The organism is Xanthomonas sp. WHRI 6108, assembly GCF_040202385.2.
GTDB lineage: Bacteria > Pseudomonadota > Gammaproteobacteria > Xanthomonadales > Xanthomonadaceae > Xanthomonas > Xanthomonas arboricola.
On the sequence record NZ_CP168198.1, the window covers coordinates 3,715,536 to 3,740,668 of the forward strand.

At 66.7% G+C, this 25,133-nt stretch carries 22 protein-coding genes and 2 other RNA genes; 16 read left to right on the forward strand and 8 right to left on the reverse strand.

Features of this window, described 5'->3' with window-relative positions:
- Positions 1–179: 179 nt before the first annotated feature.
- The 4 genes from ABQ039_RS15615 to ABQ039_RS15630 all read left to right on the forward strand — a co-directional run bounded on the left by ABQ039_RS15615 (position 180) and on the right by ABQ039_RS15630 (position 4,768).
- On the forward strand, positions 180–2,606 hold the full coding sequence (locus ABQ039_RS15615; RefSeq protein WP_184608608.1) for a DUF1631 domain-containing protein: 2,427 nt from the start codon (positions 180–182) through the stop codon (positions 2,604–2,606).
- Entirely contained in the window at positions 2,603–2,950 is a 348-nt protein-coding gene (locus ABQ039_RS15620; protein ID WP_046344154.1) for a PilZ domain-containing protein, read from the forward strand. The genes ABQ039_RS15615 and ABQ039_RS15620 overlap by 4 nt, the downstream gene beginning before the upstream one ends.
- A 65-nt stretch (positions 2,951–3,015) precedes the next feature.
- A complete protein-coding gene (gene pepQ / locus ABQ039_RS15625) occupies positions 3,016–4,341 on the forward strand; it encodes a Xaa-Pro dipeptidase (RefSeq protein WP_349777944.1) in 1,326 nt (441 codons plus the stop codon).
- Between the two features lie 28 nt (positions 4,342–4,369).
- Positions 4,370–4,768: an XVIPCD domain-containing protein gene (locus ABQ039_RS15630; RefSeq protein ID WP_054592124.1), complete on the forward strand. Its 399-nt coding sequence runs from the start codon at positions 4,370–4,372 to the stop codon at positions 4,766–4,768.
- Between the two features lie 185 nt (positions 4,769–4,953).
- Here the strand turns inward: ABQ039_RS15630 and ABQ039_RS15635 are convergent, their stop codons facing one another.
- Positions 4,954–6,294, reverse strand: coding sequence for an aminopeptidase P N-terminal domain-containing protein (locus ABQ039_RS15635; protein WP_160955203.1), 1,341 nt, complete (start codon positions 6,292–6,294; stop codon positions 4,954–4,956).
- A 13-nt stretch (positions 6,295–6,307) separates the two neighbouring features.
- On the reverse strand, positions 6,308–6,850 hold the full coding sequence (locus ABQ039_RS15640) for a YecA family protein (RefSeq protein WP_024938111.1): 543 nt from the start codon (positions 6,848–6,850) through the stop codon (positions 6,308–6,310).
- 236 nt (positions 6,851–7,086) lie between these two features.
- Between ABQ039_RS15640 and ABQ039_RS15645 the strand changes: the two genes are divergently transcribed.
- The 8 genes from ABQ039_RS15645 to ABQ039_RS15680 all read left to right on the forward strand — a co-directional run bounded on the left by ABQ039_RS15645 (position 7,087) and on the right by ABQ039_RS15680 (position 11,498).
- Entirely contained in the window at positions 7,087–7,308 is a 222-nt protein-coding gene (locus tag ABQ039_RS15645; RefSeq protein ID WP_024938110.1) for a TIGR02449 family protein, read from the forward strand.
- The gene (locus ABQ039_RS15650; RefSeq protein WP_039512407.1) at positions 7,305–7,604 is read left to right on the forward strand and encodes a cell division protein ZapA; all 300 of its coding nucleotides are present in this window, start codon (positions 7,305–7,307) and stop codon (positions 7,602–7,604) included. Before ABQ039_RS15645 ends, ABQ039_RS15650 begins: the two co-directional genes overlap by 4 nt.
- 96 nt (positions 7,605–7,700) lie before the next feature.
- Positions 7,701–7,885, forward strand: a non-coding RNA gene (ssrS, locus tag ABQ039_RS15655) — 6S RNA.
- Between the two features lie 253 nt (positions 7,886–8,138).
- Entirely contained in the window at positions 8,139–8,729 is a 591-nt protein-coding gene (locus ABQ039_RS15660; protein WP_065032791.1) for a 5-formyltetrahydrofolate cyclo-ligase, read from the forward strand.
- Positions 8,726–9,196, forward strand: coding sequence for an EVE domain-containing protein (locus ABQ039_RS15665; protein ID WP_016903558.1), 471 nt, complete (start codon positions 8,726–8,728; stop codon positions 9,194–9,196). The genes ABQ039_RS15660 and ABQ039_RS15665 overlap by 4 nt, the downstream gene beginning before the upstream one ends.
- Positions 9,197–9,315: 119 nt before the next feature.
- Complete coding sequence (gene rpiA / locus ABQ039_RS15670) at positions 9,316–9,963, forward strand: ribose-5-phosphate isomerase RpiA (protein WP_016903557.1); 648 nt, start codon at positions 9,316–9,318, stop codon at positions 9,961–9,963.
- Positions 9,964–10,126: 163 nt separating this feature from the next.
- Entirely contained in the window at positions 10,127–10,576 is a 450-nt protein-coding gene (locus ABQ039_RS15675) for a DUF192 domain-containing protein (protein WP_349777943.1), read from the forward strand.
- 40 nt (positions 10,577–10,616) lie between these two features.
- Positions 10,617–11,498, forward strand: coding sequence for a SirB1 family protein (locus tag ABQ039_RS15680; RefSeq protein ID WP_024938107.1), 882 nt, complete (start codon positions 10,617–10,619; stop codon positions 11,496–11,498).
- 104 nt (positions 11,499–11,602) lie between these two features.
- Here ABQ039_RS15680 and ABQ039_RS15685 read toward each other — a convergent pair.
- A non-coding RNA gene (locus ABQ039_RS15685) (sX9 sRNA) lies at positions 11,603–11,679 on the reverse strand.
- 60 nt (positions 11,680–11,739) lie between these two features.
- On the reverse strand, positions 11,740–11,979 hold the full coding sequence (locus ABQ039_RS15690) for a rubredoxin (protein ID WP_024938106.1): 240 nt from the start codon (positions 11,977–11,979) through the stop codon (positions 11,740–11,742).
- Between the two features lie 23 nt (positions 11,980–12,002).
- On the opposite strand from ABQ039_RS15690, the gene thiE reads away from it, so the two are divergent.
- Positions 12,003–12,626, forward strand: coding sequence for a thiamine phosphate synthase (gene thiE / locus ABQ039_RS15695; protein WP_349777942.1), 624 nt, complete (start codon positions 12,003–12,005; stop codon positions 12,624–12,626).
- A gap of 688 nt (positions 12,627–13,314) precedes the next feature.
- Here the strand turns inward: thiE and ABQ039_RS15700 are convergent.
- Entirely contained in the window at positions 13,315–16,491 is a 3,177-nt protein-coding gene (locus tag ABQ039_RS15700; RefSeq protein WP_160955201.1) for a TonB-dependent receptor, read from the reverse strand.
- Between the two features lie 308 nt (positions 16,492–16,799).
- Between ABQ039_RS15700 and hemL the strand changes: the two genes are divergently transcribed.
- From hemL to ABQ039_RS15715, 3 genes are all read left to right on the forward strand, one after another.
- Positions 16,800–18,089 carry a glutamate-1-semialdehyde 2,1-aminomutase gene (gene hemL, locus ABQ039_RS15705; RefSeq protein ID WP_024938103.1) on the forward strand — a complete coding sequence of 430 codons (1,290 nt, stop codon included), beginning with the start codon at positions 16,800–16,802 and terminating at the stop codon, positions 18,087–18,089.
- Positions 18,090–18,577: 488 nt separating this feature from the next.
- Positions 18,578–21,349: a LuxR C-terminal-related transcriptional regulator gene (locus tag ABQ039_RS15710; protein ID WP_349777941.1), complete on the forward strand. Its 2,772-nt coding sequence runs from the start codon at positions 18,578–18,580 to the stop codon at positions 21,347–21,349.
- A gap of 74 nt (positions 21,350–21,423) precedes the next feature.
- Positions 21,424–22,614, forward strand: a complete 1,191-nt coding sequence (locus ABQ039_RS15715) for an FAD-dependent monooxygenase (protein WP_349777940.1) — start codon at positions 21,424–21,426, stop codon at positions 22,612–22,614.
- A 224-nt stretch (positions 22,615–22,838) separates the two neighbouring features.
- On the opposite strand, the gene azu is transcribed toward ABQ039_RS15715, so the two are convergent.
- The 3 genes from azu to ABQ039_RS15730 all read right to left on the reverse strand — a co-directional run bounded on the left by azu (position 22,839) and on the right by ABQ039_RS15730 (position 25,116).
- The gene (gene azu / locus ABQ039_RS15720; protein WP_016903022.1) at positions 22,839–23,288 is read right to left on the reverse strand and encodes an azurin; all 450 of its coding nucleotides are present in this window, start codon (positions 23,286–23,288) and stop codon (positions 22,839–22,841) included.
- A gap of 91 nt (positions 23,289–23,379) precedes the next feature.
- Positions 23,380–24,582 (reverse strand): pyridoxal phosphate-dependent aminotransferase, encoded by a 1,203-nt coding sequence (locus ABQ039_RS15725; RefSeq protein WP_349777939.1) that lies wholly within the window; start codon positions 24,580–24,582, stop codon positions 23,380–23,382.
- Between the two features lie 30 nt (positions 24,583–24,612).
- Positions 24,613–25,116 (reverse strand): RidA family protein, encoded by a 504-nt coding sequence (locus ABQ039_RS15730; protein ID WP_184613095.1) that lies wholly within the window; start codon positions 25,114–25,116, stop codon positions 24,613–24,615.
- Between the last annotated feature and the right edge of the window lie 17 nt (positions 25,117–25,133).

Genomic DNA, 25,133 nt, shown 5'->3' on the forward strand with positions numbered 1-25,133 from the left:
ATGATCGATAGCGCACACGACAGCATTGGCGCGCGGATCCAGCGAGCCGCGCCACGCGCGCCGTCCGCGTCCGGGTGGCGACCGAATCTGGCCAGGCACGTCTTGCGCCCGCGCGGTCGCTGCCCGGCGGAAAAACATGCTACATAGCTCACGCCTCGCACCGAGCCTGCCTCCCCCGGATGTCCACTCCCGCCTCCTCCCTGCAGCACACGCTCAGCGGCCCGATCGCCGATGCACCGGTTTCCGCGCGCGGACGGCGCCTGCTCGCCGCGCTGCATGCGCATTGCGTGCAGGCGCTCAGCGGGCCGCTGCGGCTGACCATCGTCGAGCTGGAACGCGAGCTGCTGCATCAGGCCGAGCATGCCCGCAACAGCCAGATCCAGGCCGAAACCTATGCGCAGACACGTGACCTGCGCGACCACATCGATCGGTTTCCGCAGGCGTTCCTGCAGCAGCTGGCGCAGGACCTGGCCACGCTGCGCGATCGCCCGTCGCTGATGCCAGCAGCCGATGCCTCAGCGCATCCGCAGATGCTCACCCTGGTGGAGGACACCGATATCGATCGCGATATCGTGCTCAGCGAGATTGCGCGCCGCGAAACCTCCCGCCGCGCCGATGCGCTGCAATTGCTGGCGCAGCGGGTGGCGGTGATCGGCGCGGTGGCCGAGTTCGAACTGGAGGCAGTGCCGCTGGGCCCGTACGCCCTGTGCCGCGTGCTGCGCCAGTGCGGCGAAACGCTGGGACTGAGCCTGGACGGGCAGCTGACGCTGTACCGCGTGTTCGAGCGTCAGGTCATCGAGCGTTTGAACGATCTGTACGAGCGCGCCAACGGCACGCTCGCGCAGGAAGGCATCCTGCCGGGGCTGATCTATCACCCTTACCTGGTCAAGCCCACCCAGGTGCAGACGCGGCGCGCACCGCCTGCAGCAGCCACCGCACCGAAGGATGCTGCGGCCGCCAGCGCGCGCGCGCTGCCGCCGCGCAACGGGCGGCCTGCAACTGGCTGGAGCGGTCAATCGGCACCGACACCGTGGCAGAGCGCCCTGCTGGATCCGCCCGCCATGCCGATGACACTGGCAGCGGCGACCGACGGTGAGCAGGCAGCACCTGCCCTGAGCGATGCAGTGCAGGCGCTCGGCGGCCTGATGTCGTCAGCGCGCCGGTCGCAGGCGGCGGGCAACGTAGGCGCAGCGGCGAATCAAAGCTCTGCAGATCACGGCGCAGCGCCTGCAAGCAGCGCCCAGGCAACACCCGAAAAAGCATCTCCCCGGCTCGCCTCCTCGGCCGTGCCCAAGGCCGCCGTCAGCGACGCACTGGCCAGCCTGCAGGGCACGCTGGCGGCACAGGCAGCGGCAGCGGCGCAGCCGACCGGCATCGATGCGGTGCAGCGCCAGCTGCTGGCGTTGCTGCGGGCGCAACACGGCCCCGACGCCGCGCTGTCGCCGCAGGACACCGACACCTTCGACCTGCTCGGCCTGCTCTACGCGCAGATGCAACGCGAAGTGCGCGAGCAGACCCCGGCGCAGGCCCTGCTCGCCAAGTTGCAGGTGCCGGTGGTGCGCGCGGCCTTGGCCGATACGCATTTCTTCGTGCGCGACCAGCACCCGGTGCGCGAATTGCTCAACACCGTGGCCGAGTCCGGCGCGGTCTGGCTGGGCGACGACGATGTCGACCCGCAGTTGCTGCACAAGCTGGGCAGCGCGGTGGACCGGATCGTCAACGACTACCAGGGCGACGAGGCCGTGTTCGCCGCGGCCAACGCCGATATCCAGGCGCATCTGCGCGCCTTGGCGCGCAAGGCCGACCTCGCCGAGCGCCGCCATGTGGATGCGGCGCGTGGCAAGGAGCGGCTGGAGTCGGCCAAGCAGCAGGCCGAGGCGCGCATCGAGCAGCTGTGCGAGCAGAGCGTCCCGCCGCGCTTCGTGCAGGCGCTGCTGCGTCAGGCATGGTCGGACGTGCTGACGCTGACGCTGCTGCGCCAGGGCGAGCAATCGCCCGAATGGGACGAGCGACAGGCGCTGACCGCGCGCATCGCCGAAGTCACCTGCCGCAGCAAGGGGCAACCTGCCGACATCGCGCTCGGCACCGAGATCGAAACCGCGCTGCTGCAGGTCGGCTATCACCACGATGAAGCGGCGGCGATCGCGCGGCGCCTGTCCACGCCCGGCGGCGAGGACGAGACGACCTCGCGCACCGAGCTCGCCGCCAGGCTCAAGGCGCGCACGCGGCTGGGCGACCAGGGCGACGGCGCACCGCGCAGGGACGTCGCCGGCCCGCGTTCGCCGGCCGAAGAGGCCTGCTACACGCAGCTGCGCAGCCTGCCGTTCGGCAGCTGGTTCGAGTTCGTGATCAACCAGCAGGGCGACCTGCGCCGGCAACGGCTGTCCTGGTACAGCCCGATGACCGGCAACGCGCTGTTCGTCAATCAACGTGGGCAAAAGGTCGCCGAGCACTCGCTGGATGGCCTGTCGCGGCTGATGGCCGGCGGCCAGGCGCGCCTGCTGGTCGAAGAGAAATCGCGGCTGATCGACCGCGCCTGGCATGCCACCGTGCGCACGCTGCGCAGCCTGGCCGGTCAGGCGCCCATTGCAGAGGTCAACCCATGATCCAGGACACCCGCCGCGCACCGCGCCGCCAGCCGTCCGACCTGATACCGGTGACCGACATGCTCAGCGAGGCGCAGATCGGCCGGGTCGGCAATGTCTCGGAAACCGGCATGCTGCTGCTGGCCTCGGTTCCGCTGCACGACGACGCCCTGTATCAATTGCGCTTCAGCCTGCCCGAGCGCATCGGCCGCGCCACCGAGATCGATGTCGGCGTGCATCTGTTATGGAGCGAAGCCGCGCACGCACCCGGGCAGGCCTGGGCCGGCTTCCGCTTCCTGACCATGTCCGAGCCGCATCGCCAACGCCTGCGCGCCTGGATCGCCGAAGAACACATGCTGGGCTGAAGGACAGCATCACCACGATTACGGCAAAATCGCGACCTGTCTTTGCATTGCCGATCGAGCCCCGCATGCCCCAGCCGTCCTTGAGCCACCTGTATTCCGACCACCTGCGCACGCTGACCGCGCGCGCCGACGAGGCGCTGCAGCGCGGCGGCTTCGACCACCTGGTGGTGCCCAGTGGCAGCCTGCATTACCAGGTGTTCGACGACCGCGACTATCCCTATGCGGTCAATCCGCAGTTCAAGGCCTGGGTGCCGCTGACGCGGGTGCCCAACAGCTGGCTGGTCTACACCCCGGGCAAGCGCCCGACGCTGATCTTCTGCCAGCCGTTGGACTATTGGCATGTGGTGCCCGAGGCGCCCAGCGGCTGGTGGGTGGAGCACTGCGACATCCACATCATCCGCACCCCGGACCAGGCCCTGGCGCTGCTGCCCAGGCAGACCGACCGTTGCGCCATCCTGGGCGAGGCGCAGAGCGCGCTAGGTGCGTATGTGCCCAACAATCCGCAGCCGGTGCTCGATTACCTGGACTACCAGCGCGCGTTCAAGACGCCGTACGAACTGGCCTTGCTGCGCATCGCCCAGCAGCTGGCAGTGCGCGGCCATCGCGCCGCCGAAGCGGCCTTCCGCGCCGGCCAGAGCGAGTTCGGCATCCATATGGCCTACTGCGCCGCCGTCGGTCAGGACGCCAACGAACTGCCCTACGGCAACATCATCGCGCTCAACGAGCACGGCGCGGTGCTGCACTACACCGAACTCGGCCAGCAGCCGCCGCAGCCGCTGCGCAGCTTCCTGATCGATGCCGGTGCTTCGGCCTACGGCTACGCCAGCGACATCACCCGCACCTACGCCGCCGACCCCGGCAGCGAATTCCAGGCCCTGATCGATGCGGTGGATGCCGCACAGATCCGCATGGGCCAGAGCGTGCGCAGCGGCGTGGATTACAAGCAGTTGCACGTGGATGCGCATCTGGCCCTGATGGGCATCCTCAAAGACTTCGGCATCCTCACCGTGTCGCCGGAAGCTGCGCTCGCCACCGGCGTCAGCGCGGCATTCTTCCCGCACGGGCTGGGCCATCTGATCGGCCTGCAGGTGCACGACGTGGCAGGCTTTGCGGCCAGCGACCGCGGCGGCCGCATCGAGCGCCCCGCCGGCCACCCGTATCTGCGCCTGACCCGCGTGCTGGAACCGGGCATGGTGGTCACCATCGAACCGGGCGTGTACTTCATCGACATGCTGCTGGACGAAGTGAAGAAGAACGGCCACGCCGCCAGCGTCGACTGGGCGCGCGTTGCGCAGTTCAAACCCTACGGCGGCATCCGTATCGAAGACGAGGTGGTGTGCACCGATGGCGCGCCCGAAAACCTGACCCGCCCGGTGTTTGCCGCCCCTTGAATCCTTCCGCACCGCACGGAGCATTGCCATGAACGATCCACGCCAGTCCTCGCACCCCGACCATCCGATGTATCAACAGATCCAGCGCGGCGTGCATGCAATCGATGCGGCACATGGACGCACACCCGACCAGACCAGCGACCGGCTCAGCGCGGCCTTGTTGCCGCTGGCCAAGGAAGGCGGCCTGTCGCGCGTGGATCATGTGCTGATGAGCGAGGCCAACAATCGCGGCGTGCACGGTGGCGAAAACGTGTTCGTGGTGCAGGGCGACCCGGCCAACCCGGCGCATCTGCGCGCGCACATGAAGACCGAGCAGGCATTGAGCACGCCGGAAGCGCAATCGTTCGCACGCGCACAGCAACTGGTGACGCCAGGCGAACAGGTCCAGCAGCCCGAACGCACCCAGACGCCCCAGCTGGGCCAGTAGAACGGCGCGCAGCACAACGGCCGGGCGCCTCATGTTTGCAAGGCGCCCGGCGCAGCGCGCGTCAAGCGACGCCGCCGGCCTCAGCCGGATACGCCGCGCAATCCCAACCAAACCGGCAGTGCGCGGGTCGCGTGCAGGGCAATGCACCGCTCCAGGTCACGACGGCTCATGGCGTCATGACCGCGCTATGCGCGCAACGCGTCGCGGTCCGCCATCTCCGCTTCGATCTCGTCGGCGCTGCGCGCCAGCGCATCGGTCAGCACCCGATGGCCGTCGGCGGTGATCAGCACATTGTCTTCGGTGCGGATGCCGATGCCGCGCCACTTGGCCTCCACCGTGGTGTCGTCAGCGGAGATATAGAGTCCCGGCTCGATGGTGAACACCATGCCGGGCTCGAGCAGACGCGAGTCGCCAGCCAACCGGTAGTCGCCCACATCGTGCACATCCAGCCCCAGCCAGTGGCCGGTCTTGTGCCGATAGAAGCGCTTGTAATGGCCGTCGGCGATATTGCGCTCCAGCTTGCCCTTGAGCAGGCCCAGCTGCAGCAGCCCCTCGGTCAGGGTCTGCACCGCGGCCAGATGCCCGGCTTCGTAGGGCAGGCCAGGGCGCGCCTGCGCCAGCGCGGCAGCCTGCGCAGCGCCGACCAGATCGTGCAGCGCACGCTGCGCCGGGGTGAAACGGCCGTTGACCGGAAAGGTGCGGGTGATATCGGCCGCGTAGCCGCGGTACTCGGCGCCGGCATCGATCAGCACCAGTTCGCCATCGCGGCTGCGCGCATTGTTGGCGCGGTAGTGCAGCACGCAGGCATTGCTGCCGGTGCCGACGATGCTGCCGTACGCCGGCCACGCATCGGCGGCGCGGAACGCGCACTCCACCTCGGCCTGCAGTTCGTACTCGTGCACACCCGGCCGCGCCAGCCGCATGGCGGCGCGATGCGCGCGCACGCTGATGTCGGCGGCGTGCTGCATCAACGCGATTTCGTCGCGCGACTTGAACAGCCGCTGCTCGTGCAGCAGATGCCCGAGCTCGAGGAATTCGTGCGGCGGCTGCGCGCCATGACGCACCTGCTCGCGCACGCGCTTGAGCCAGCCGATCAGCTTGAGGTCGAAGTCGACATCGCGCCCGAAGTGGTAATAGACGCGGCTGCGCCCTTCCAGCAGGCCCGGCAGGATCTCGTCGACATCGTCGATGGGGTACGCATCGTCCATGCCGTAGCGCTCCACCGCACCTTCCTGGCCCTCGCGCGGGCCATCCCAGGCTTCGCGCTCGGCATCGCGCTCGCGGCAGAACAGGATCGCCTCGCCATGCTTGCGGCCCGGCACCAGCACCAGCACCGCTTCCGGCTCGGGGAAACCGCTCAGATACCAGAAATCCGAATCCTGCCGATACGGGTAGTGGGTGTCGTGGCTGCGCACCCGCTCGGGCGCCGCCGGCAGGATCAGGATGGCCTGATCGCCGGCCATCTGCATCAGCTGCTTGCGCCGACGCGCGTACTCAGCCGCGCCGATCCCGGTGAGTTTTTTCATGGCGGTCGTGCGGTCAGTTCAGACGTTGGCGGAAGCGCGGCCCCATCACGCAGTCGCCATGCAGCAACAGCACCGCCACGCGCACGAACTCCTCGATCTCCGCCAGGGCGGTGTCGTCTTCGTCGGCCGCATCGAAATCGTCGCTGGACGCCTGCGCCAGCCGCGCCAGGTCCTGCAGCGCCTCTTCGCCCTCTTCGGTCAGTGCCGGGCGCTGCTGCGCCGCCAGGCCGAAGCCACCCAGAAAAGCACGACACCAGTCGAACAAGGCATCGGTGCGCGCCGCCAGCGGTGCGCCGTCGTCGATCAGCAGCAGTTCGAAGGCGAAATCGCGGTCTTCCAGCTGCGCCACCGTGGCCTGCCGCATCTGGTCCAGCGCCCCGCCCTGCCTGGGCGCCACCTGCGCGGTGTCGGCCAGGATGCGCGCCAGCCAGTCGCCGCTGTCGGCACCCCCACCGGAGAGCCACCCGCACAGCCCGCCATGCAACTCCGCTGCGGAGGAAGCCAACTCCAGCTGGCGACTTTCGTTTTGCACAGCGGTTACATCGGGCAGATCCATCGGGTCATCCAGGCTGGGAACAGGAGGTGCCGGCACATGGGCCGGCGATTTGACTTCCCAGTGTATCAAGGCACCCCGCGTCGGCCGCCAGCGGCGTGTTCCCTACGGGGTCCGCGCGCGTGACGCCGGCTGCGCCGGGCGCAGCGCAAGCCCTTGTCGGGATTGGCCTGACGGCGGGTAAGCGGGCTGCAATCGGGCGCTTGACCGCCGCGCGCACGCGCCCCTATCGTGAGCGCATGGACAACGCCGCTGCCCTCGCCCAGATCCGCGCCCTTGCCGCCCGTGTGGAGGCCCTGGTCGAGCGCAGCCAGCGGTTGACCGACGAGAACCGCAGCCTGCGTCACCAGCAGGAACAATTGATCGGCGAGCGTGCGCAATTGCTGACCAAGAACGAACAGGCGCGCTCGCGCGTGGAAGCGATGATCGTGCGGTTGAAATCCCTGGAGCAGCACACGTGAGCAACAACGAGCCGGTCAGCGTGCGTATTCTGGATCGTGAATACACCGTTGGCGTCACAGCCGAGGAACGCGAGAGCCTCACCGCTGCGGCGCGCCTGCTGGATCTGCGCATGCGCGAGATTCGCGGCAGCAATCGCATGGCAGCGGTGGACCGCGTTGCGGTGCTGGCCGCACTCAATCTGGCGCACGAATTGCAGCAGCTGCGCGATCAGCAAGCGTTGTACGACCGTGAACTGGCCAACACGCTGGACAGCTTGAATCGCCGCCTGGACAGCGTATCCGACACACCGCGTTGAGGTGCAGTTCGCACTGTCGTCGCAAATATGAACTTTCAATTGCGCCGGCCGACGAATGGGCTAGCCATCGCGCAGCAGAGGTTTATACTTCACCTGCGTTCTCTGCTGTAAACGACAGCGTGCAAAACATGCGCCTTGTCCCTTAATTACGACCACGGGGGCGCGACGAAGCCGGGAGTGCAAGTCCGCCTTGTAGCGGGAAGCCCGATGGCCTCACAACGTCCCCACTTGAACCCCGGGTTCAAGGTCGTTTCGCCCGCATCGTTCACGGCGGAGAATGCAAATCTGAAACGGCGCCTTCGGGCGCCGTTTCTTTTTGCGTGTCTGAAACGCACGGCACGCGCAGTTCGGCTGCGCCGCTGTTGCAATGACTACGCCAAGACATGCGTGCGCCGCAACGTTGCCAGTGCTGCACGCACGCGCTCAGCGACAGGCGAGAGACTTGCCGGCACCGGCGATCGGTGGGACACGCGCAGCTAGGCAGGCGCGTCCACGCCATCGACAATATCCCTCCGCCTATCGCTGCGAGACGCCATGACCGACGACCGAGACGCCTTGCGCCAGCAGTTGCGTGCGCTGCGCCGCAGCCTGCCCGCAGCGCAGCGCCTGGCAGCCGCCGATGCGCTGGCCGAGCGCCTGCTGGCGCTGCCGTTCGCGCCGCAGACCGGCGCGGTGGCCGGGTATTGGGCGATGGATGGCGAAATCGCGCTGCACCGCTGGCAACTGAGCCTGCCGGCCGGCGTGCGCTATTGCCTGCCAGTGCTGGACGGGCGCGTCCTGCGCTTTGCGCCGTGGCGGCCGGGCCAGGGGCTGGTCGGCAACCGCTACGGCATCCCCGAGCCGGACGTGGCACGCGCCGAGCTGCTCGCACCCGAGGAGATGGCGCTGGTGGTGACGCCGTTGACCGGCTTCGACGCGCAGTGCCGGCGGCTGGGCATGGGAGGCGGCTGGTATGATCGCAGCTTCGCGTTCCGGCACCGCCAGACGCCGCCGCCCTGGCTGGTCGGCGTCGGCTTCGCCGCGCAGCAGCGACCCGCCCTGCCCACCGAATCCTGGGACGTGGCGGTGGATGCGATCTGCACCGAACACGCCACCTTCCTGAAAGACGACGCCGTTTCCGTATGACTGCCCGCAAGCGCTACTGGTTGATGAAGTCCGAGCCGGACACGTTTTCCATCGATGATCTGGAACGCGTCGGCACCGAACCGTGGAACGGCGTGCGCAACTACCAGGCGCGCAACTTCATGCGCGACGGCATGCATGTCGGCGATGGGGTGTTGTTCTACCACTCCAACTGCAAGGTGCCGGGCATTGTTGGCATCGCCAAGGTCGCCAGCGCGGCGTATCCGGACGACACCCAGTTCGATCCCAAATCCGACTACCACGACCCCAAGGCCACCCGCGAAGATCCGCGCTGGATGCTGGTGGACGTGGCCTTCGAGCGCAAGCTCACGCGCACGATCGCACTGGACGAAATCAAGCAGCAGGCCGACGCACTGGGCGAAGGCTTCCCGCTGATCGCCCGCGGCAACCGCCTGTCGATCCTGCCGGTGACCGCCGCGCAGTGGAAATTGTTGCTGGCGATGGAGTAGCCGGGAGTAGAGATTCGGGATTTGCGATTTGCAAATCCCGCTCAGCCCAGCCGCTCTTGCGATTCCCCAATCCCGATTCCCCAATCCCGATTCCCGATTCCCCAATCCCGAGCCCCCAAATGTCCGAAGCAAAACGCCTGGCCGCCGAAAAAGCGATCGATTACGTGGAAGACGGCATGATCGTCGGGGTCGGTACCGGTTCGACGGTGGCCTACTTCATCGATGCCTTGGGCCGCATCAGCCACCGCATCAAGGGGGCGGTGTCCAGCTCCGAGCAGAGCAGCGCGCAGCTCAGGCGCCACGGCATCGAGGTGCTGGATCTCAACCACACCGGCAATCTGTCGCTGTACGTGGATGGTGCCGACGAGTGCGACCCGAATCGTTGCCTGATCAAGGGCGGCGGCGCAGCGTTAACGCGCGAGAAGATCATTGCAGAGGCCAGCGAGCGCTTCATCTGCATCGTCGACCCGAGCAAGCAGGTGCCGGTGCTGGGCAAGTTCCCGCTGCCGGTGGAAGTGATTCCGATGGCGCGCAGCCTGGTGGCCCGCCAGATCCTGGCGCTCACCGGCGGTCAGCCGGTATGGCGCGATGGCGTGGTCACCGACAACGGCAACGTGGTGCTGGACGTGCACAACCTGCAGATCACCGACCCGGTGGCGCTGGAGCGCAGCCTGAACCAGATTCCCGGCGTGGTCTGCGTGGGCCTGTTCGCGCGTCGCCCGGCCGATGTGGTGATCGTCGGTGGCGAGCCGCCGCGGGTGATCTGAGCGATCGCGTGCAAGCACGCGCATACGCAGTAGCGGCCCGCGTTGCGAAGCGACAGCGGGCCGGACTCCTGTCACCTGCGATGACGGTACGACGCACCACAGCGGCTTGACGCACGCGGCCGCTTGGCAGATGGTGCGGCATCCCCGCCCACTGGTATGCCGCATGCGCCGTCTTTGCCTCCCCGCCCTTGCGTTGTTGATCCTGCTCAGCGGCTGCGCCAGCAGCGGCGGCACCTGGGTGGAACTGGCCGGCACGCGCTACCAGGTGGAGCTGGCGCAGAACGATGCCGACCGCGCCAAAGGCCTGATGTTTCGCGATGCCATGGCGGACGATCACGGCATGCTGTTCGTCCACGACCGCCAGGAACCGCTGGCGTACTGGATGAAGAACACCAAGATCGCGCTGGATATCCTGTATTTCGACAATGAGCGCCGGCTGGTCTCGCAGCAGCGCGACGTGCCGCCGTGTTCGGCCGGCGACGCCTGCCCGCCCTACCCCAGCAAGCGCCCGGCCCGTTACGTGCTGGAACTCAATGCCGGCCAGGCCGCCAGGCTCAACCTGCAGGACGGCGCCAGCCTGACCCTGAGCCCGGATATCCCAAAGCTCAAGTGAATCTCACGCGACAGGCCCTTCCTGTCAGGAAGTACCGGACTTGAACCACGCGCCGCTTGCCGACACTCTTGGCAGCATGGTCGACATGCTCCCACTTCCCCATTGGACCGCGCTCGCCAGCCTGGACGACGACGCAGTGCCGTTGATGTCCACCGCGCTGCTGATTGCGCGCGACGAGTATCCGCAGCTGGACGCCGAGCTGTACGACACGCTGGTGCAAAGCCATGTCGAGCATCTGCGCCGCGAGGTGGAGGCGATCGACCTGTGGCCGCTGAAGATGGCCGCGGTCAATCGCTACCTGTTCGACGAGCTGGGCTATTCGGGCAATCACGACGAGTACTACGACCCGCGCAACAGCTACCTCAACCAGGTCTTCGAACGCCGCCTGGGCAACCCGATCTCGCTGGCGATGGTGCAGATCGAAGTCGCGCGCCGGCTGGGCATTCCGCTGGCGGGCGTGTCGTTTCCCGGGCATTTCCTGGTGCGTTTGCCGGTGGACGACGGCGTGCTGGTCATGGATCCGTTTAACGGCGGCCGCCCGCTGGGCGTGGACGAGCTGCGCGAGCGCGCGCGTCCGCACCTGGGTGGCGAGATCCCCGACGACCGCGCCCTGGCGCAGATCCTCGACCCCGCACCGCATCGCGCGATCCTGATCCGCATCCTGCGCAATCTGCACGGCGTCTACGCCGATGCCGAGCACTGGGACCGCGCCGCGCGCAGTGCCGACCGCATCCTGAAGCTGGTGCCGGACCAGCCCGAGGCGCTACGCGATCGCGGCATGGCCTATCTGCATCTGGGCCACCGCAACGGTGCACGCCACGATCTGTCGCGCTATCTGCAGCTCAACCCCAGTGCGCAGGATGCAACCAATCTGCATGAGCATCTGGTCGAGCTGAACAGTCAGCGCGCGCGCGCGCACTGAAAACACAGCCTGCGAGGCCATCGCCAGCACTGTGCGAACGTGTGCCGGCGATGTTGTGGCGCGAAAAACGCAGCGACCCAGCTGAGCCGCCAAGGCAGTAGAGCGGCTAATAAAACGTAGAGAGCGGTCGTCAGGTGGGTGCGGACGGCGCGCTCAGAACCGGAGTGTACGAATGGCACATGCCGATCCCGAGCACCGCAGCGCCCGCCTGACGGCGGCGCAGTAGTTTTGTTGGCCGCTCTCAGTCGATCTCTACCATCTCGAAGTCGTCCTTGGTCACGCCGCAATCCGGGCAGGTCCAGGTGTCGGGAACGTCCTGCCAGGCGGTGCCCGGGGCGATGCCCTCTTCGGGGATGCCGTCGGCCTCGTGGTAGAGAAACCCGCAGACGACGCACATCCAGGTGCGGTAGGTGGTCGTGGATGTCTCGCTCATCGGATAATCGCGGTCACGTAACGGTGGGGCTGCATTGTCCCATCCCACCCACCGCTTCCGGAAGCGCTGCCATGCCCGACCTGCACAACGCCCGCGGCGTCTACCTCATCACGCCCGACGAACCCGACACCGCACGCCTGATCGCGCGCACCTTGCCGCTGCTGCCCGCTGTCACCTGGCTGCAGTACCGCAACAAGCAGGCCACTGCGGCGCTGCGCCTGGAACAGGCCAGCGCGCTGCGCGAGGCGTGCGCTGCGCACGATGTGCCGTTGATCATCAACGACGATGCGCAGCTGGCACGACAGGTGGGCGCGCAAGGCGTGCACCTGGGCGAAGACGATGGCGAGGCGGCCGCGGCGCGTGCGCTGTTGGGCGAACAGGCCATCATCGGGGTGTCGTGCTACGACGAGATTGCGCGCGCGCGCGCAGCGGTCGCGGCCGGCGCCAGCTATGTGGCCTTCGGCGCGTTCTTCCCGACCACCACCAAGGTGACGACACGTCGCGCCACGCCGGCGTTGCTGCAGCAAGCCGCAGCGCTGGGAGTGCCGCGCGTGGCGATCGGTGGCATCGCGGCTGCGCAGGTGCCCGGCTTGGTGGCTGCAGGTGCCGAGTTGATTGCAGTGGTCAGCGGCGTGTACGCCGCGCCGGACTCGCTCGCGGCAGTGCAGGCATATCGGGCCGGGTTTGCACGCTAGCGTGGCTGGCAGACGACAGACGTTACCCGCGACACGCGCAAGCGAAGACTCAAGAGACCGAGACTCGAGTCGAAGCGTTGTTTATTAGATGCAGTCAAAAGTCTCGGTGGGTCGAGGGCGCAGTGCCCTCACCGCTCGCGGGACACGCCGTGAATCCGTCCGTGGAGGCTCCTTGGCGGCATCCATGCCGCCAAGGGTCCCGCAATCGGCAAGGACACCGCACCAGGAAATTTGCCGGCTATTTTCTTGAGAGCTTGTTGCGCGGCTTACAGTGGCAGATGAGGCGCTTGCAGGTCGCGTGTTGAAAGCTTGTCCACTGATCGGCTTGCGATAGGGAGGTGGCGGGAAGCTGGCTGACGCATAGTGATTCGACCAGCGCACGCCATGCCCTGCTTGCAACCACGCACACCGACCATCCCGACAGGTCCTTGCCCGCCCACCATCGCGGGACCTTACGCGGCATGGATGCCGCGTAAGAGCTACACGGACGTACTTGCGGCGTGTCCTGCGGTGGTGGGCGGGCAAGAGCCCCGCAGCCAAACTGCAGATCAACCGCTTTACGACTGATCTATGCGCGCGACCAATCCTCCATCAGCGCATACGAATGGCGACGTGACGTACAGACAACAAGGCAGCGACGCGTGCCATCACGCGTCGCTGCCTGGACCGACCTTACCGCCTGGCGCGATTAGAAGTCGTAGCTCAATGTCACCCGGCCCGAGCGCGGTGCCTGGTAGGCCACGACCTGATCCCAGAGCGGATTGGTGGTGTTGTCGGGCAACTGCGAGAACGGGTAGATGTTGGTTGCGGTCTGCTCGTTGGTGATGTTGAACACGTCAAAGCGCAGTGCCAGCTTGCCGGCGGCAAATGCCGGCTTGTAGGTCACGCCCATGTCGAGCTGCGCGATCCAGCCCAGCCGCCCCTGCGAGCCAGGAGGCGACGCCACGCCGGTGCCGGTCTCCGGGTTGTAGCAGTAGTGGTAAGGACCGCCGGTGATCGCGCTGCCACCGTAGCCGGCCGGGTCGGTGCCGGTGTAGTTGTCGCCGTAGTAGTTGCCCAGGCAATTGTGCGGCGCGCCCGAGATCAGGCTGAAGTTGGCCGACGCACCCCATTGCGGAGTGAACTGGTAGAAACCGAACAGCTTGAGCTGATGACGGTGATCGTTGGATTGATCGCCGTTGAAGTGTTCCATCAGCGCCGCGTGGTCCCAGCTCTGCGTGGTGGAAACCGAGGCCTGGCCCTGGTAGCTGCCCAAAGCGCCGCCGGTGCGCCACAGGTCAGAACGCACCTGACCTTCGGTGGTGCCGTAGCTATGCGACCAGACGTAGTTGACCTTGGCGTACCACTTGCCGTCGAACGGACGTTCCAGATTGAATTCGACCGCCGAGTAATTGCGCTTGAACTTCGGGAAGCCGGCCGCCTCGCGGCTCACCGACACCTCATGGAACTGGCCATCGGTGCCGATCACGCCCCAGGTGTTGGTCTGGCCCGGATTGATCAGCGATGCACCGGCAACCTGCGAGAAGTCGATGGTCACGCCCTGCGCGGCCGCAGCGGCGATCAACGCCGTATTGGAAACGTCGTAGTTCTGATCGTCGATCCCCGCATTGAGGCGGCGATGCGTGCCGCGCACGCCCAGCACCCAGCCGGTGTCCAGCTGCTTGGTGAAACCGAGGATGACCTCGTCCTGGTTCTCGCCCTCGATGTCCTTGACCACCGCGGTGCGCACGTCGGCGATGCGGCCGAAACGCGAGTTGGCCGACACGGCCGACCCCAGCTGCTGCGCCAGGATCGGCGTGCCATCGGCGTTGATGCCGCTGTAGGTGAAGTAGGTATCGGTGGTGGTGGCCGGGGTGAACAGGCTCACTGCCGACAACGGCAGGCCGAGGTAATAACGGCCCACGTTGCCGAACACCTTCAGGCTGGAATCGCCGTTGACGTCCCAGCTGAAGCCCAGCCGCGGCGCCCAGGCGTTATCCACTTCGATGTAGGGGTCGCCGAACGGGGTGTAGTTGGTGAACTCGTCCTTGCGCAGGCCGATGCTCAGCAGCAGGTTGTCGGTGACCTGCCACTTGTCTTCGATGTAATAGGCGCGTTGCTTGGCCTCGTACGAATACAGGCTGGTGTTGATGTTGCGCACCACGTAATAGCCGCTGGACCCGTTGACCGGATCGACCAGGCCCGGGCTAGGTGCGCCGATGCCGCCGGCTTCGTTGGCCGACTGGCTGACCAGCCCGCCCGTCCGCAGGCCATTGGGATCGTTGGTCTGGCCATAGGTCCATGCAAAGCCCGGGCCGGACAGCACCGAGCCCACATCGATACCCTCGGACTTCTGGTTATCGATACCGAAGTTGAGCGTGTGGTGGCCGATGCGCCATTCCAGATTCAGGCGTTGATTGTCTTTCTTGTATTCGCGATCCGGTGAACTGACCGAGGTGACCAGCTGATTGCCGATGCGCGGTGTGCCGCCGGTGTAGGCCGGATTCTGCAGCGCGGCACTGTTGATGACCGGCCCGCCGGCCGCGTTGTAGTTGAAGGGCGTCAGCTCATCGGGCGTTTTCATCTTGCCGTACAGCGCGGTCACGGTGAGGTTGTCGCTGAGGTAGCCGGTGTACTTGCCGGTGAACAGGGTCGGGCCGGTCTTCCAGGTGGACTCGTCGGTGAAATAGCTGCCACGCTGGCGATTGACGTAGTCGTAGCGGTAGATCGAACCGTTGGTCTCTGCCTCGTCGCTGGCGCCGGTCACCTCGATCAGGTGATTGTCGGTGATGTTCCAGTCCACCTTGGCGTACCAGCGCTTCTGCTTGTAGTCGTAGTCGGTGAGACCGCCGGTGCGGCCGTTGTCAGTGTCGCGATTGGTGCCGACGCGTACGCCGTCCGAATCCACCTGTTCGGCGGCCAGGAAGAAGAACAGCTTGTCCTGGATGATCGGCCCGCCGACGTAGGCGCTGTAGGTGGTCTGGTTGGCTTCGGCCTCGCTCGCCGGCTGATACAGGCCATTGGCCGAGCGCGCGTAGCGATAGGCGGCGTTGTTGATCGTGCTGCCCTGGCTGTCCGGGCGCCAATAGATGTCGCGCTGATTGGCCTTGAGACCGTTCGGCTCCCAGATCACCGCCGCGCCGAACTTCCACTCATTGGTGCCGCGCTTGCCGATCTGGTTGATCACGCCGCCATTGGCGCGGCCGTACTGCGCGCCGTAGCCGCCGGTGAAGATTTCCTGCTGGTCGATGGCGCCGTACGGCAGGGTCAGGCCGCCCAGATTGTTGCTGATGGTGGTGGTGTTGAAGCCGTTGAGGTAATAGGCGTTTTCGCTGGCGGCCGAGCCGCCGAAGCTGGGCAGCGAGCCACCGAGCGGGCCATTGTCGAAACCGCCGCTGTTGACCACCACGCCCGGTGCGAGCAGCGCGATTGCCTCGGCGGTGCGGCCCAGCGGCAGCTGCTGCAGCTGCTCGGCGGTGACCACGGTGCGGGTGTCCACGCTGCTGACGTCGATGGTGGTCAGGCCTGCGGCGGTGACGGTCACGCTGTCCAGGGTCTGCATGCCGCTGCCCGACGCGGCAGCGAACGAGACGTCGGTGTTGGCGCCGACGGTGATCGCGACGTTCTCGCGCGTCTCCACCACCGCGCCGTCGCGCTTGACGGTGACCTTGTAGGTGCCCAGCGGCAGGTTGCCGGCGGTGTAACGGCCGCGCGCATCCACCGGTACTTCGCGGCTGAACCCGCTGTTGTTTTCCACCAGCACGCTGGTGCCGCTGCTCTGCCCCACGCTGCCGACGATGCTGCCGCTGGTGGACTGCGCGTGGACGCTCCCCATGGCCATGACCAGCGCCAACGCCAAGGCACGCTTCTGGATACTACGGTTCATGCTGTCTCCCCCAAGTCTGGAACTGTCGGCAACGCGACAAAAATGAACGGCGCCAATGGCTACCGGAATCACACTCTCTGAACATCCGCCGCAGGAGGCCAATGACCGCAGGTCATCTGCTCATGCCAAACCGTCGATACCGTCCCGTTCGATCATAGGCAGCCGGGTTGCCCTACCCGCCCGCTCCGACGGGTAGGCAGGCACCTGGTGGGTAGGCGGACAGGGGCCGCAAGCCTGACAATGGCGAATGCGCTGCCCGCAGTCGGGCTGCGCCGCCCCCACTCGGTACCACTCAAGGATCTGCGCGCATGAACCACACCCGCTCCCACGCCCTGTTCGCCCAGGCGCAGACGCTGCTGCCCGGCGGCGTCAACTCACCGGTGCGTGCATTCAAGTCGGTCGGCGGCGAGCCGTTCTTCGTGGCGCGCGCCGATGGCCCGTATCTGTACGACGTGGACGACAACCGCTACATCGACTACGTGGGCTCGTGGGGGCCGATGATTGCCGGCCACAATCACCCGGCAGTACGCGAAGCGGTGGAGCGCGCGATCCGCGACGGCCTGTCCTTCGGTGCGCCGTGTGCGGCCGAAGTCACCATGGCCGAGACGATCCACCGGCTGGTGCCGTCCTGCGAGATGGTGCGCATGGTCAATTCCGGCACCGAAGCCACGCTGTCGGCGGTGCGCCTGGCGCGCGGCGCCACCGGGCGCAACCGCATCGTCAAGTTCGAAGGCTGCTATCACGGCCATGGCGACTCGTTCCTGGTCAAGGCCGGCAGCGGCATGCTGACCCTGGGCGTGCCGACCTCGCCGGGCGTGCCGTCCGGCCTCAGCGAGTTGACCGCCACCCTCAGCTTCAACGACTTCGAAGGCGCCACCGCCCTGTTCGACGAGATCGGCGCCGACGTGGCGGCAGTGATCATCGAACCGGTGGTCGGCAACGCCAACTGCATTCCGCCGCAGGCCGGCTACCTGCAGCATCTGCGCACGCTGTGCACCCGGCATGGCGCACTGCTGATCTTCGACGAGGTGATGACCGGTTTCCGCGTCGCGCTCGGTGGCGCGCAGGCGCATTACGGGGTCACGCCGGACCTGAGCACCTTCGGCAAGATCATCGGCGGCGGCATGCCGGTGGGTGCGTACGGCGGCCGGCGCGACTTGATGGAGCAGATCGCTCCGGCCGGCCCGATCTACCAGGCCGGCACCTTGTCGGGTAACCCGGTGGCGATGGCGGCCGGCCTGGCGATGCTGGAGCTGGTGCAGGAGCCCGGCTTCCACGCCCGCCTGAGCGAGGCCACCAGCGTGTTGTGCGAGGGACTGGAAGATGCCGCGCGCGCGGCCGGCATTGCCGTCACCACCAATCAGGTCGGCGGCATGTTCGGGCTGTTCTTCACCGACGAGATCGTGGAGAGCTACGCGCAGGCCACTGCCTGCGACATCACCACCTTCAATCGCTTCTTCCACGCGATGCTGCAGCGGGGCGTGTATCTGGCGCCGTCGGCGTACGAGGCCGGCTTCATGTCCAGCGCGCACGACGCGGCAGTGATCGAGGCCACACTGGCCGCCGCGCGCGAGGCGTTTGCGGAAGTGGCGCACTGAGGCGTCTTTAGATGTGGCGTTGCCTGCATGCTGGCACGGGCACGCTGACCTTGTGTGGCGTTGAAAGCCAGGCGTGATCGCGTGCCTCGCGATGCTCACCGATGGCGCTGGCCGCAAGGCTCGCGGCACCGATGATGCCTGATGTGTATCTCGACTCCGCGCCGACGCTGAACAGGCGCGGCGCCGGCGTCGTGTCCAGGCCCATGGCGTCCGGATGGACTCGGCTGTTGCCTGGCGCTTGCACGCACCCTGGGCCATCGCTTGCGCCATTCAGGCGGCGGCGCAACGACAAGCTTTGCTTTTGTCTTGTGGCTGTCATACCTTTCTGAAAGGTGTCCACGGATGGGCATGGGTGGGGACCCTCGAAGCAGCCGATATGACGTTGTCGCCGGTCACGGTGACGCGATCTGCATCGCCGCTGTTTCATCACGATCTGCAGCGTGTCGAGCCGGCGCGCTGCCGACGCTTGCCAGGGCCGCCCTCGCCTCATGCTCAAGCCTGTTGCGTTGCTCACACCGCGCCCCTCACCGTCGCGCGATTCCGCCCTTCCCGATTGGCTGCTTGCCAGCAAGCTGGAGCCGCCGCTGCCGCGTACCGGTGCGGTGGTGCGCGGCGCGTTGCTGGCGGCGCTGGATCAGGCCCAGGCCCGGCCACTCACCCTGCTGCTGGCACCGCCGGGATTCGGCAAGACCACGCTGCTGGCGCAGTGGCATGCGCAGCTGCGCGCACGCGAGCACGCGGCCGTGGCCTGGCTGTCGCTGGACGAAGAGGACGCCGATGCCGCGCGCTTCCTTGGCCATCTGGCGTTGGCGATCCAGCACGCAGGTGCCGATCCGGCGCTGTGCGCCGCAGTGCTGCACAACCGCGACCAGGATCCGCGCGAGGCGGTGACGGTGCTGATCCGCGCGCTGCGCACGGCGCCACGGCGCATCAGCGTGATTCTCGACGATTACGACCGGCTCGGCAGCGGCATCGTCGACGAGCTGGTACTGCGCCTGGTCGAACACGGCGGCGGACGCCTGCACCTGCTGCTGGCCACCCGGCGCGTGCCGGCACTGCCGCTGGCGCGGCTGGACCTGCAGGCGCAGCTCAGCCGTCTCGGCAGTGCGCAACTGGCGCTGGATGAACACGAGGCGCAGGCACTGCTGGGGCCCCAGGTCCCGGCGCCGGTGGTGGACGAATTGCTGCGCTACACCGAAGGCTGGCCGGTGGCGCTGCATCTGGCGCGCCTGTGGCTGGAGGGCGGCGCGCAGCGTCAACAGGAGCTGGCCGCGCGTTTCTCCGGCCGCAGTGCACAGATTGCCGCGTACCTGGCCGAACAGGTGGTCAACGATCTGGATGCCGATACGCGCGACCTGCTGTTGCGAACCAGTCCATTGGAGCGCGTCAACGCAGCGCTGGCCGATGCGGTGCGCCAGCGCGACGACAGCGGCCGGCTGCTGGCGCGGCTGGAACATTTCCACGGCCTGCTGGTGCCCATGGATGGCGAGCGCGAATGGTTCCGCTATCACCCCTTGTTTGCCGACTTCCTGCAGCAACTGCTCGATCGCGAACATCCCGGCCAGGCCACGCACCTGCATCAACGGGCCGCACGCTGGTTTGGCGAGCATCAGCATCTGGCCGAAGCGGTGCGGCACGCATCGCGTGCCGAGTGTGGCGACCTGGCCGCCAGCTACATCGCGCGCGCCGGCACCTGGCAACTGGTGCTGACCCACGGCACGCACGAGGTGCGCGCACTGCTCCGGCATTTCGAACACCGCACCATCCGCGACACCCCGGCGCTGAATCTCACCCAGGCGCATCTGCACGCAAGGCTCGGCGAGTTCAGCCATGCGCGCCTGCTGCTGGAACGCTTCCGCGACTTCCCGGCGGCGCTGCGTGAGCCCTTGCAGCGCGACTACACGGTGGTGGTGGCGCTGTTGCGCGATCGCCTCGACGAAATCTGCGGCAATCCGCATGGCCTGACCCAGATCGCCGCGCAGGCATCCGCGCTGGACGAAGACGATCATCTGGGCCGCGGCATGCTGCTGTGCATCTGCGCCACCACCGCCATTGCGCAGGGCGCCTTTGCATTGGCCGAACGCTACGCCCTGAACGCACGCGACGCGATGCAGCGCGGCGGCAGCGAACCGGGCGCAAGCCAGGCGTTGCTGGCATTGGGCCAGAGCTTTTTCTACCGCGGGCAACTCGGCGACGCCGAAGCCTGTTACCGGCAGGCCCTGAACTGGTGCGCGCGCACCCCGCAACTGGATCGCGTGCTGGAGGCCGCCGGCCAGTGCCTGCTCGCGCAACTGCATTACGAACGCGGCCACCACGACGATGCGGCCGACCTGCTGCATCCGGCGCTGGAACTGCTGGAACAGCACGACGGTGGCATGGACGTGCTGGCTTCCGCCTACGACACCGCGCTGGGACTGGAGCGTGTGCGCGACCACAGCGGGCGCAGTGCATTGGCGCTGCTCGAACACGTCGAACAGATCGCCCACGGGCGCAAGCTGACACGCCTGTCCGAGCTGGCGGCAGCATGGCGCTTGATGCTGTTGCTGGAACATCCGGGCAATGCCGCCATCGATGTGGTGATCGCCCGTACCGGCGGCGAATCCGGCTTGGCGCATACGCTGCGCTCGCCCCACCGCTGGCGCGATCGTGCGGCGATGGGCTTTGCGCTGGCACGCTGGCACCGGCTGGCCGGACGCAGCAGTGCCGCGCTGACCATCCTTGGCCAGATCGAACAGGCCTGCCTGGCCAATGACAACCTGTGCCACCTCGCGCGCACCCGCGCACGCATCGCACTGGTGCTGCAGCAGCGTGGCGAACTGGCCGCGGCGCTGCCGCATCTGTACAGCGCGCTCGATCATGTAGCGCTGACGCAAAGCTGGCAGGCGATCGTCGAACTCGGACTGCCGGCCAAGGCGATGCTGCGCTCGCTGCGTCAACACGACCCGCAGACCGTCGGCGGCACCACCCGCGCACTCACCATCCAGGCCCTGCTCGAACGCCTCAGCGGCGACGAGGACCCGGCCGGCGACATCTTCAGCGAGCGCGAGCTGGAAGTGCTCGCGCAACTGGCACGCGGGTATTCCAACAAGCAGATCGCGCGCTGTCTGCACCTGTCGGAAAACACGGTCAAGTTCCACTTGAAGAACCTCTATCGCAAGCTCGATGCACGCAGCCGCGAAAGCGCGTTGGCGCAGGCCTTGCAACGCGGGTTGTTGCGCGCAGCGGATCCGCCCGATAGTCCGGAGACGTCGCCAGGCTGACTACCAGCGCCGGGGCTGGCTTTCGCCGATAAAAATACATCATCTATGATGTATTTTTATCGGGAGCTCACAGCATGGCTGCTCGTATCCTTGTCACTGGCGCCAGCGTTGCCGGCACCACCACGGCCTGGTGGCTTGCCAGGTATGGCCGCGATGTTGAAGTCGTGGAGCGCGCGCCGGCGTTCCGCGACGGCGGACAGAACGTGGACGTGCGCGGCACCGCGCGAGACGTGCTGCGCCGGATGGGCCTGGAGGCGCTGCTGCTCGAACGCAGCACCCGGGAGCGCGGCACCGATTGGGTCACCGAAGACAATCACGTGGTCGGCCGCTTCGAAGCGGCGCACTCCGACACCGACGGCGGCCCGACTGCGGAGATGGAAATCCGCCGCGGCGATATCGCCCGGATCATCTACGAGGCCGCAGCGGCGCAAGGAGTGCGCTTTCGCTTCGGTGACAGCATCGAACACATTGAGCAGCACGACGGCGGCGTCCAGGTCACCTTTGCCGGCGGCCATCAGGAGACCTATGCACTTGTGGTGATCGCCGAGGGCGTCGGCTCGCACACCAGGGAGCTGGTTTTCCCCGCAGAGAATCGGCCGCGCTGGATGGACCTGACGATTGCCTACTTCAGCATTCCGCAGATCGCCAGTGACGGCGTCTATGCGCGGCAATACAACACGCTGGGTGGTCGGGGAGCGGTGGTGAAACCTGCACGCGACGGCAAGTTGGGAGTCTATCTTGGCATCCAGAAGCGACCCGGTCACGAGAACAGCTGGAGCGTGGCGCAACAGCGCGCCTTCATTCGTGCGCAGTTCTCTGCGCTGGGCTGGGAGTTTCCGCGCATCCTGGATGCGATGACGGACGTCGACGACTTCTACTTCGATGTGCTGCGCCAGGTACGCATGGACCGCTGGTCCAACGGTCGGGTGGTCCTGACCGGCGATGCGGCATGGTGCCCGACCGCACTGTCCGGCATCGGCACCACGCTTGCGATCGTGGGTGCCTACGTCCTTGCCGGGGAGCTTGCCAGGCCGGACACGCCGGCAACCGCCTTCGCTCACTACGAACGCATCATGCGTCCCTTCGTCAAACAGGGGCAGAACATTCCCAAGCTGGTCCCGCGCCTGCTGTGGCCGCATACCCGCTTCGGCCTGGCAGTGCTGCGCAATGCCATCCGCCTGGCCAGCCGGCCCGCACTCAGGTCGTTCATCAACAACCATTTTGCACGGGACGCCAATGCCATCGCCTTGCCAAGCTACGAGTAGATCAACCGATTGACCGGGAAAGCCCGTTAAAAACGCAGACTACATCGCGTTCGGCGAAAGACGCTGATGCGCCAACGCCGAAACCAGAAGCAGCGTCCACGACGCTGGTTGGCGCCGCCGCCCACTCCGGTCGCGATCGCCCTGGAGCACGCGACGCAACCGCGTGCCAGCTCCCTCACACTTTACTCCTGCCGCGGCCACGCACACCTGCGGCACGTGACAGCTCAACCGAAACTCAGCGTGCCCTTCATCATCGCCCAATGGCCGGGGAACGAGCAGAAGAAGGTGTAATCGCCGCCCTTGCTCAACTTGCTGGTGGGAAAGCTCACCGTGGTGCTGTCGCCGCCGCCGATCACCTTGGTGTGCGCGATCACGCGCGCGTCGGCCTTGGGCAGATAGCTGTCGGCAATGGTGGAGCGTATGCCGGCATTGGCCACTGCCTGGAAGTCGGCGGACTTGGTCAGCACCCAGTTGTGCCCCATCACCGTGGCGGCCATCTTGCCGGAGTGCTTGAGCGTGAGGTCCACCTGCGTGCAGTCGGGCGCCAGCTTGATCGCGCTCTGGTCGAACTTCATCTGATCGTTGCCGGTGATGGTGACGGCGCAGGTACGCGCCCATGCCGAAGGCGCCAGCAGCACCAGACCAAGCACGGCAAATGTCGAAAACACTTTCAAGGGAACACTCCTGCGTTAAGGGATGCGCGACGCCCAGCGCACCTGGCCACACCAGCGCGTTCGCATGCGCCGGTGGTGCCAGAGTAACGCCTCATGCGTAACGGAAAAAAGCATCCATCGGATCATGCACAGCGGCCGTAGCGTCCGGCAGCGGCAACGGGCCGCGCTTGCCGGCGATCACCTGCACGAAGGCCTGCTTGAAGCGTGCCATCTCCGCGTCGGTTCCGACGGTGATGCGCGACCAGGTCGGCCATACTGGCCAGCTGCGTCCGATGAACACGCCATGGGTGGCCATGTCGTCCTTGAAGCCGGCGGCCGGGCGCTTCACATCGACCATGAAGCAGTTGCTCTCCGAGGCGGTGCAGGCGTAGCCCTGTTTGGCGAGAAACTCCATCACGTCCTTGCGTGTGGCCGCGGTGCGCGCGCGTCGCTGCGGCACCAGTGCGGGATCGCGCAGGCTGGCCAGGCCTGCGGCGGCGGCGGTCACCGGCAGGCTGTTGACGCTGTAGAACATCAGCTTGGCCAGCAGGTCCGGGCGCGCGGCCGCATAGCCGAGGCGAATGCCGGCCATGCCGTAGAGCTTGGAGAAGGTGCGCAACACCACCACGTCCTCGCCCGCGGCGACCATGTCGACCACGCTGCTGGTGCTCTGCGCAAAGTGGATATAGGCCTCGTCCACCACCAGCACGCTGCCCTTGGGCTTGTGCGCCAATGCGTAGTCCAGATCCTTACGTGCGGTGACCGAGCCGGTGGGATTGTTGGGATTGCAGATGTAGATCACGCCGGGGCTGGCGTCGGCGGCGCACATCGCCTGCACATCGTGCGAGAAGTCCTTGCGCAACGGCACCTTGATCAGTTTTGCGCCATTGCGGGTGGCGGCGCGCCAGCCGGATTCGTAGGTGGGATCGGCGGTGACCAACGCGGCGCTGGGCGAGGTGAACGCCAGCATCGTGTAGTCCAGCGGCTCGGTGGAGCCGGCGTAGGCCATCAGGTGATTGACCGGCAGCTTGAGCTCGGCGGCCAGGGTATCCATCAGCTCCCTCTGCACATCGCGCAGGTAGCGTCCGCCTTGCGGTGCGATCTGCGCGATGGCCTTGACCGCGGCCGCCGACGGGCCATCGGGAAACTCGTTGGAGCCGATCATCACCGGCGACAGCGCACTGGCCGGCATCGGCGCGATGGCGGCGGAACGTTCGGCGGCGCTGGCCAGCAGCGGCAGCGCACTTGCACCGGCAGCGCCGGCAAACAGCGCGGAATCGCGCAGAAACATGCGGCGCGAAAGAGCAGTTTTCATGACAACCTCCAGCAGGACGGCACGACGGTTTCAGGGACGAACGGCGACCACTTCGATTTCCACCCGATACAGCGGATTGCCGAGCGCGGCGATCTGGAAGGCCGAGCGTGCCGGCAGGTTGGGCTGCTCCTTGGTGCCGAAGAACTGGCGGTAACCCTCCATGAATCCGTTGAAATCCATCTTGCCGCCCATGGCCGGATCGCCGACCAGAAACACCTGCATCTTCACCACATCGCCCATCCCCAGGCCGAGCGCTGCGAGTTGCTGCTTGATCTGGTTCAACACGCTCACCGTCTGCGCCTTGGTGTCGCCATAGGCGGCAGCCGAATCCTTGGGCGCACTGGCATCCACCACCGCCGGCACCTTGCCGCTGACATAGACAGTGGCCTTGCCGGCAGGAATTTCCACGGCGGCAGCGATGGGGAAATCGCTGTTGGGAATCTTGTGGCGGATCACCTCGGCGGCGTGCGCAGCGGTGAGACCCGCAGACCACACCAGGGCGGCAGTGAGGACGGCTGTCACTGGACGGGACATGGCAACTCCTTGCATGA

Bases quoted from the DNA above. Each gene is read 5' to 3' on its own strand.
- ABQ039_RS15665 (WP_016903558.1), top strand. From the start codon at position 8,726: ATGACTGCCCGCAAGCGCTACTGGTTGATGAAGTCCGAGCCGGACACG.
- ABQ039_RS15725 (WP_349777939.1), bottom strand. From the start codon at position 24,582: ATGAAAACTGCTCTTTCGCGCCGCATGTTTCTGCGCGATTCCGCGCTG.
- thiE (WP_349777942.1), top strand. From the start codon at position 12,003: ATGCCCGACCTGCACAACGCCCGCGGCGTCTACCTCATCACGCCCGAC.
- ABQ039_RS15640 (WP_024938111.1), bottom strand. From the start codon at position 6,850: ATGGATCTGCCCGATGTAACCGCTGTGCAAAACGAAAGTCGCCAGCTG.
- ABQ039_RS15620 (WP_046344154.1), top strand. From the start codon at position 2,603: ATGATCCAGGACACCCGCCGCGCACCGCGCCGCCAGCCGTCCGACCTG.
- ABQ039_RS15645 (WP_024938110.1), top strand. From the start codon at position 7,087: ATGGACAACGCCGCTGCCCTCGCCCAGATCCGCGCCCTTGCCGCCCGT.
- ABQ039_RS15660 (WP_065032791.1), top strand. From the start codon at position 8,139: ATGACCGACGACCGAGACGCCTTGCGCCAGCAGTTGCGTGCGCTGCGC.
- ABQ039_RS15730 (WP_184613095.1), bottom strand. From the start codon at position 25,116: ATGTCCCGTCCAGTGACAGCCGTCCTCACTGCCGCCCTGGTGTGGTCT.
- ABQ039_RS15715 (WP_349777940.1), top strand. From the start codon at position 21,424: ATGGCTGCTCGTATCCTTGTCACTGGCGCCAGCGTTGCCGGCACCACC.
- hemL (WP_024938103.1), top strand. From the start codon at position 16,800: ATGAACCACACCCGCTCCCACGCCCTGTTCGCCCAGGCGCAGACGCTG.
- pepQ (WP_349777944.1), top strand. From the start codon at position 3,016: ATGCCCCAGCCGTCCTTGAGCCACCTGTATTCCGACCACCTGCGCACG.
- ABQ039_RS15635 (WP_160955203.1), bottom strand. From the start codon at position 6,294: ATGAAAAAACTCACCGGGATCGGCGCGGCTGAGTACGCGCGTCGGCGC.
- rpiA (WP_016903557.1), top strand. From the start codon at position 9,316: ATGTCCGAAGCAAAACGCCTGGCCGCCGAAAAAGCGATCGATTACGTG.
- ABQ039_RS15675 (WP_349777943.1), top strand. From the start codon at position 10,127: ATGCGCCGTCTTTGCCTCCCCGCCCTTGCGTTGTTGATCCTGCTCAGC.
- ABQ039_RS15615 (WP_184608608.1), top strand. From the start codon at position 180: ATGTCCACTCCCGCCTCCTCCCTGCAGCACACGCTCAGCGGCCCGATC.
- ABQ039_RS15630 (WP_054592124.1), top strand. From the start codon at position 4,370: ATGAACGATCCACGCCAGTCCTCGCACCCCGACCATCCGATGTATCAA.
- ABQ039_RS15710 (WP_349777941.1), top strand. From the start codon at position 18,578: ATGCTCAAGCCTGTTGCGTTGCTCACACCGCGCCCCTCACCGTCGCGC.
- ABQ039_RS15700 (WP_160955201.1), bottom strand. From the start codon at position 16,491: ATGAACCGTAGTATCCAGAAGCGTGCCTTGGCGTTGGCGCTGGTCATG.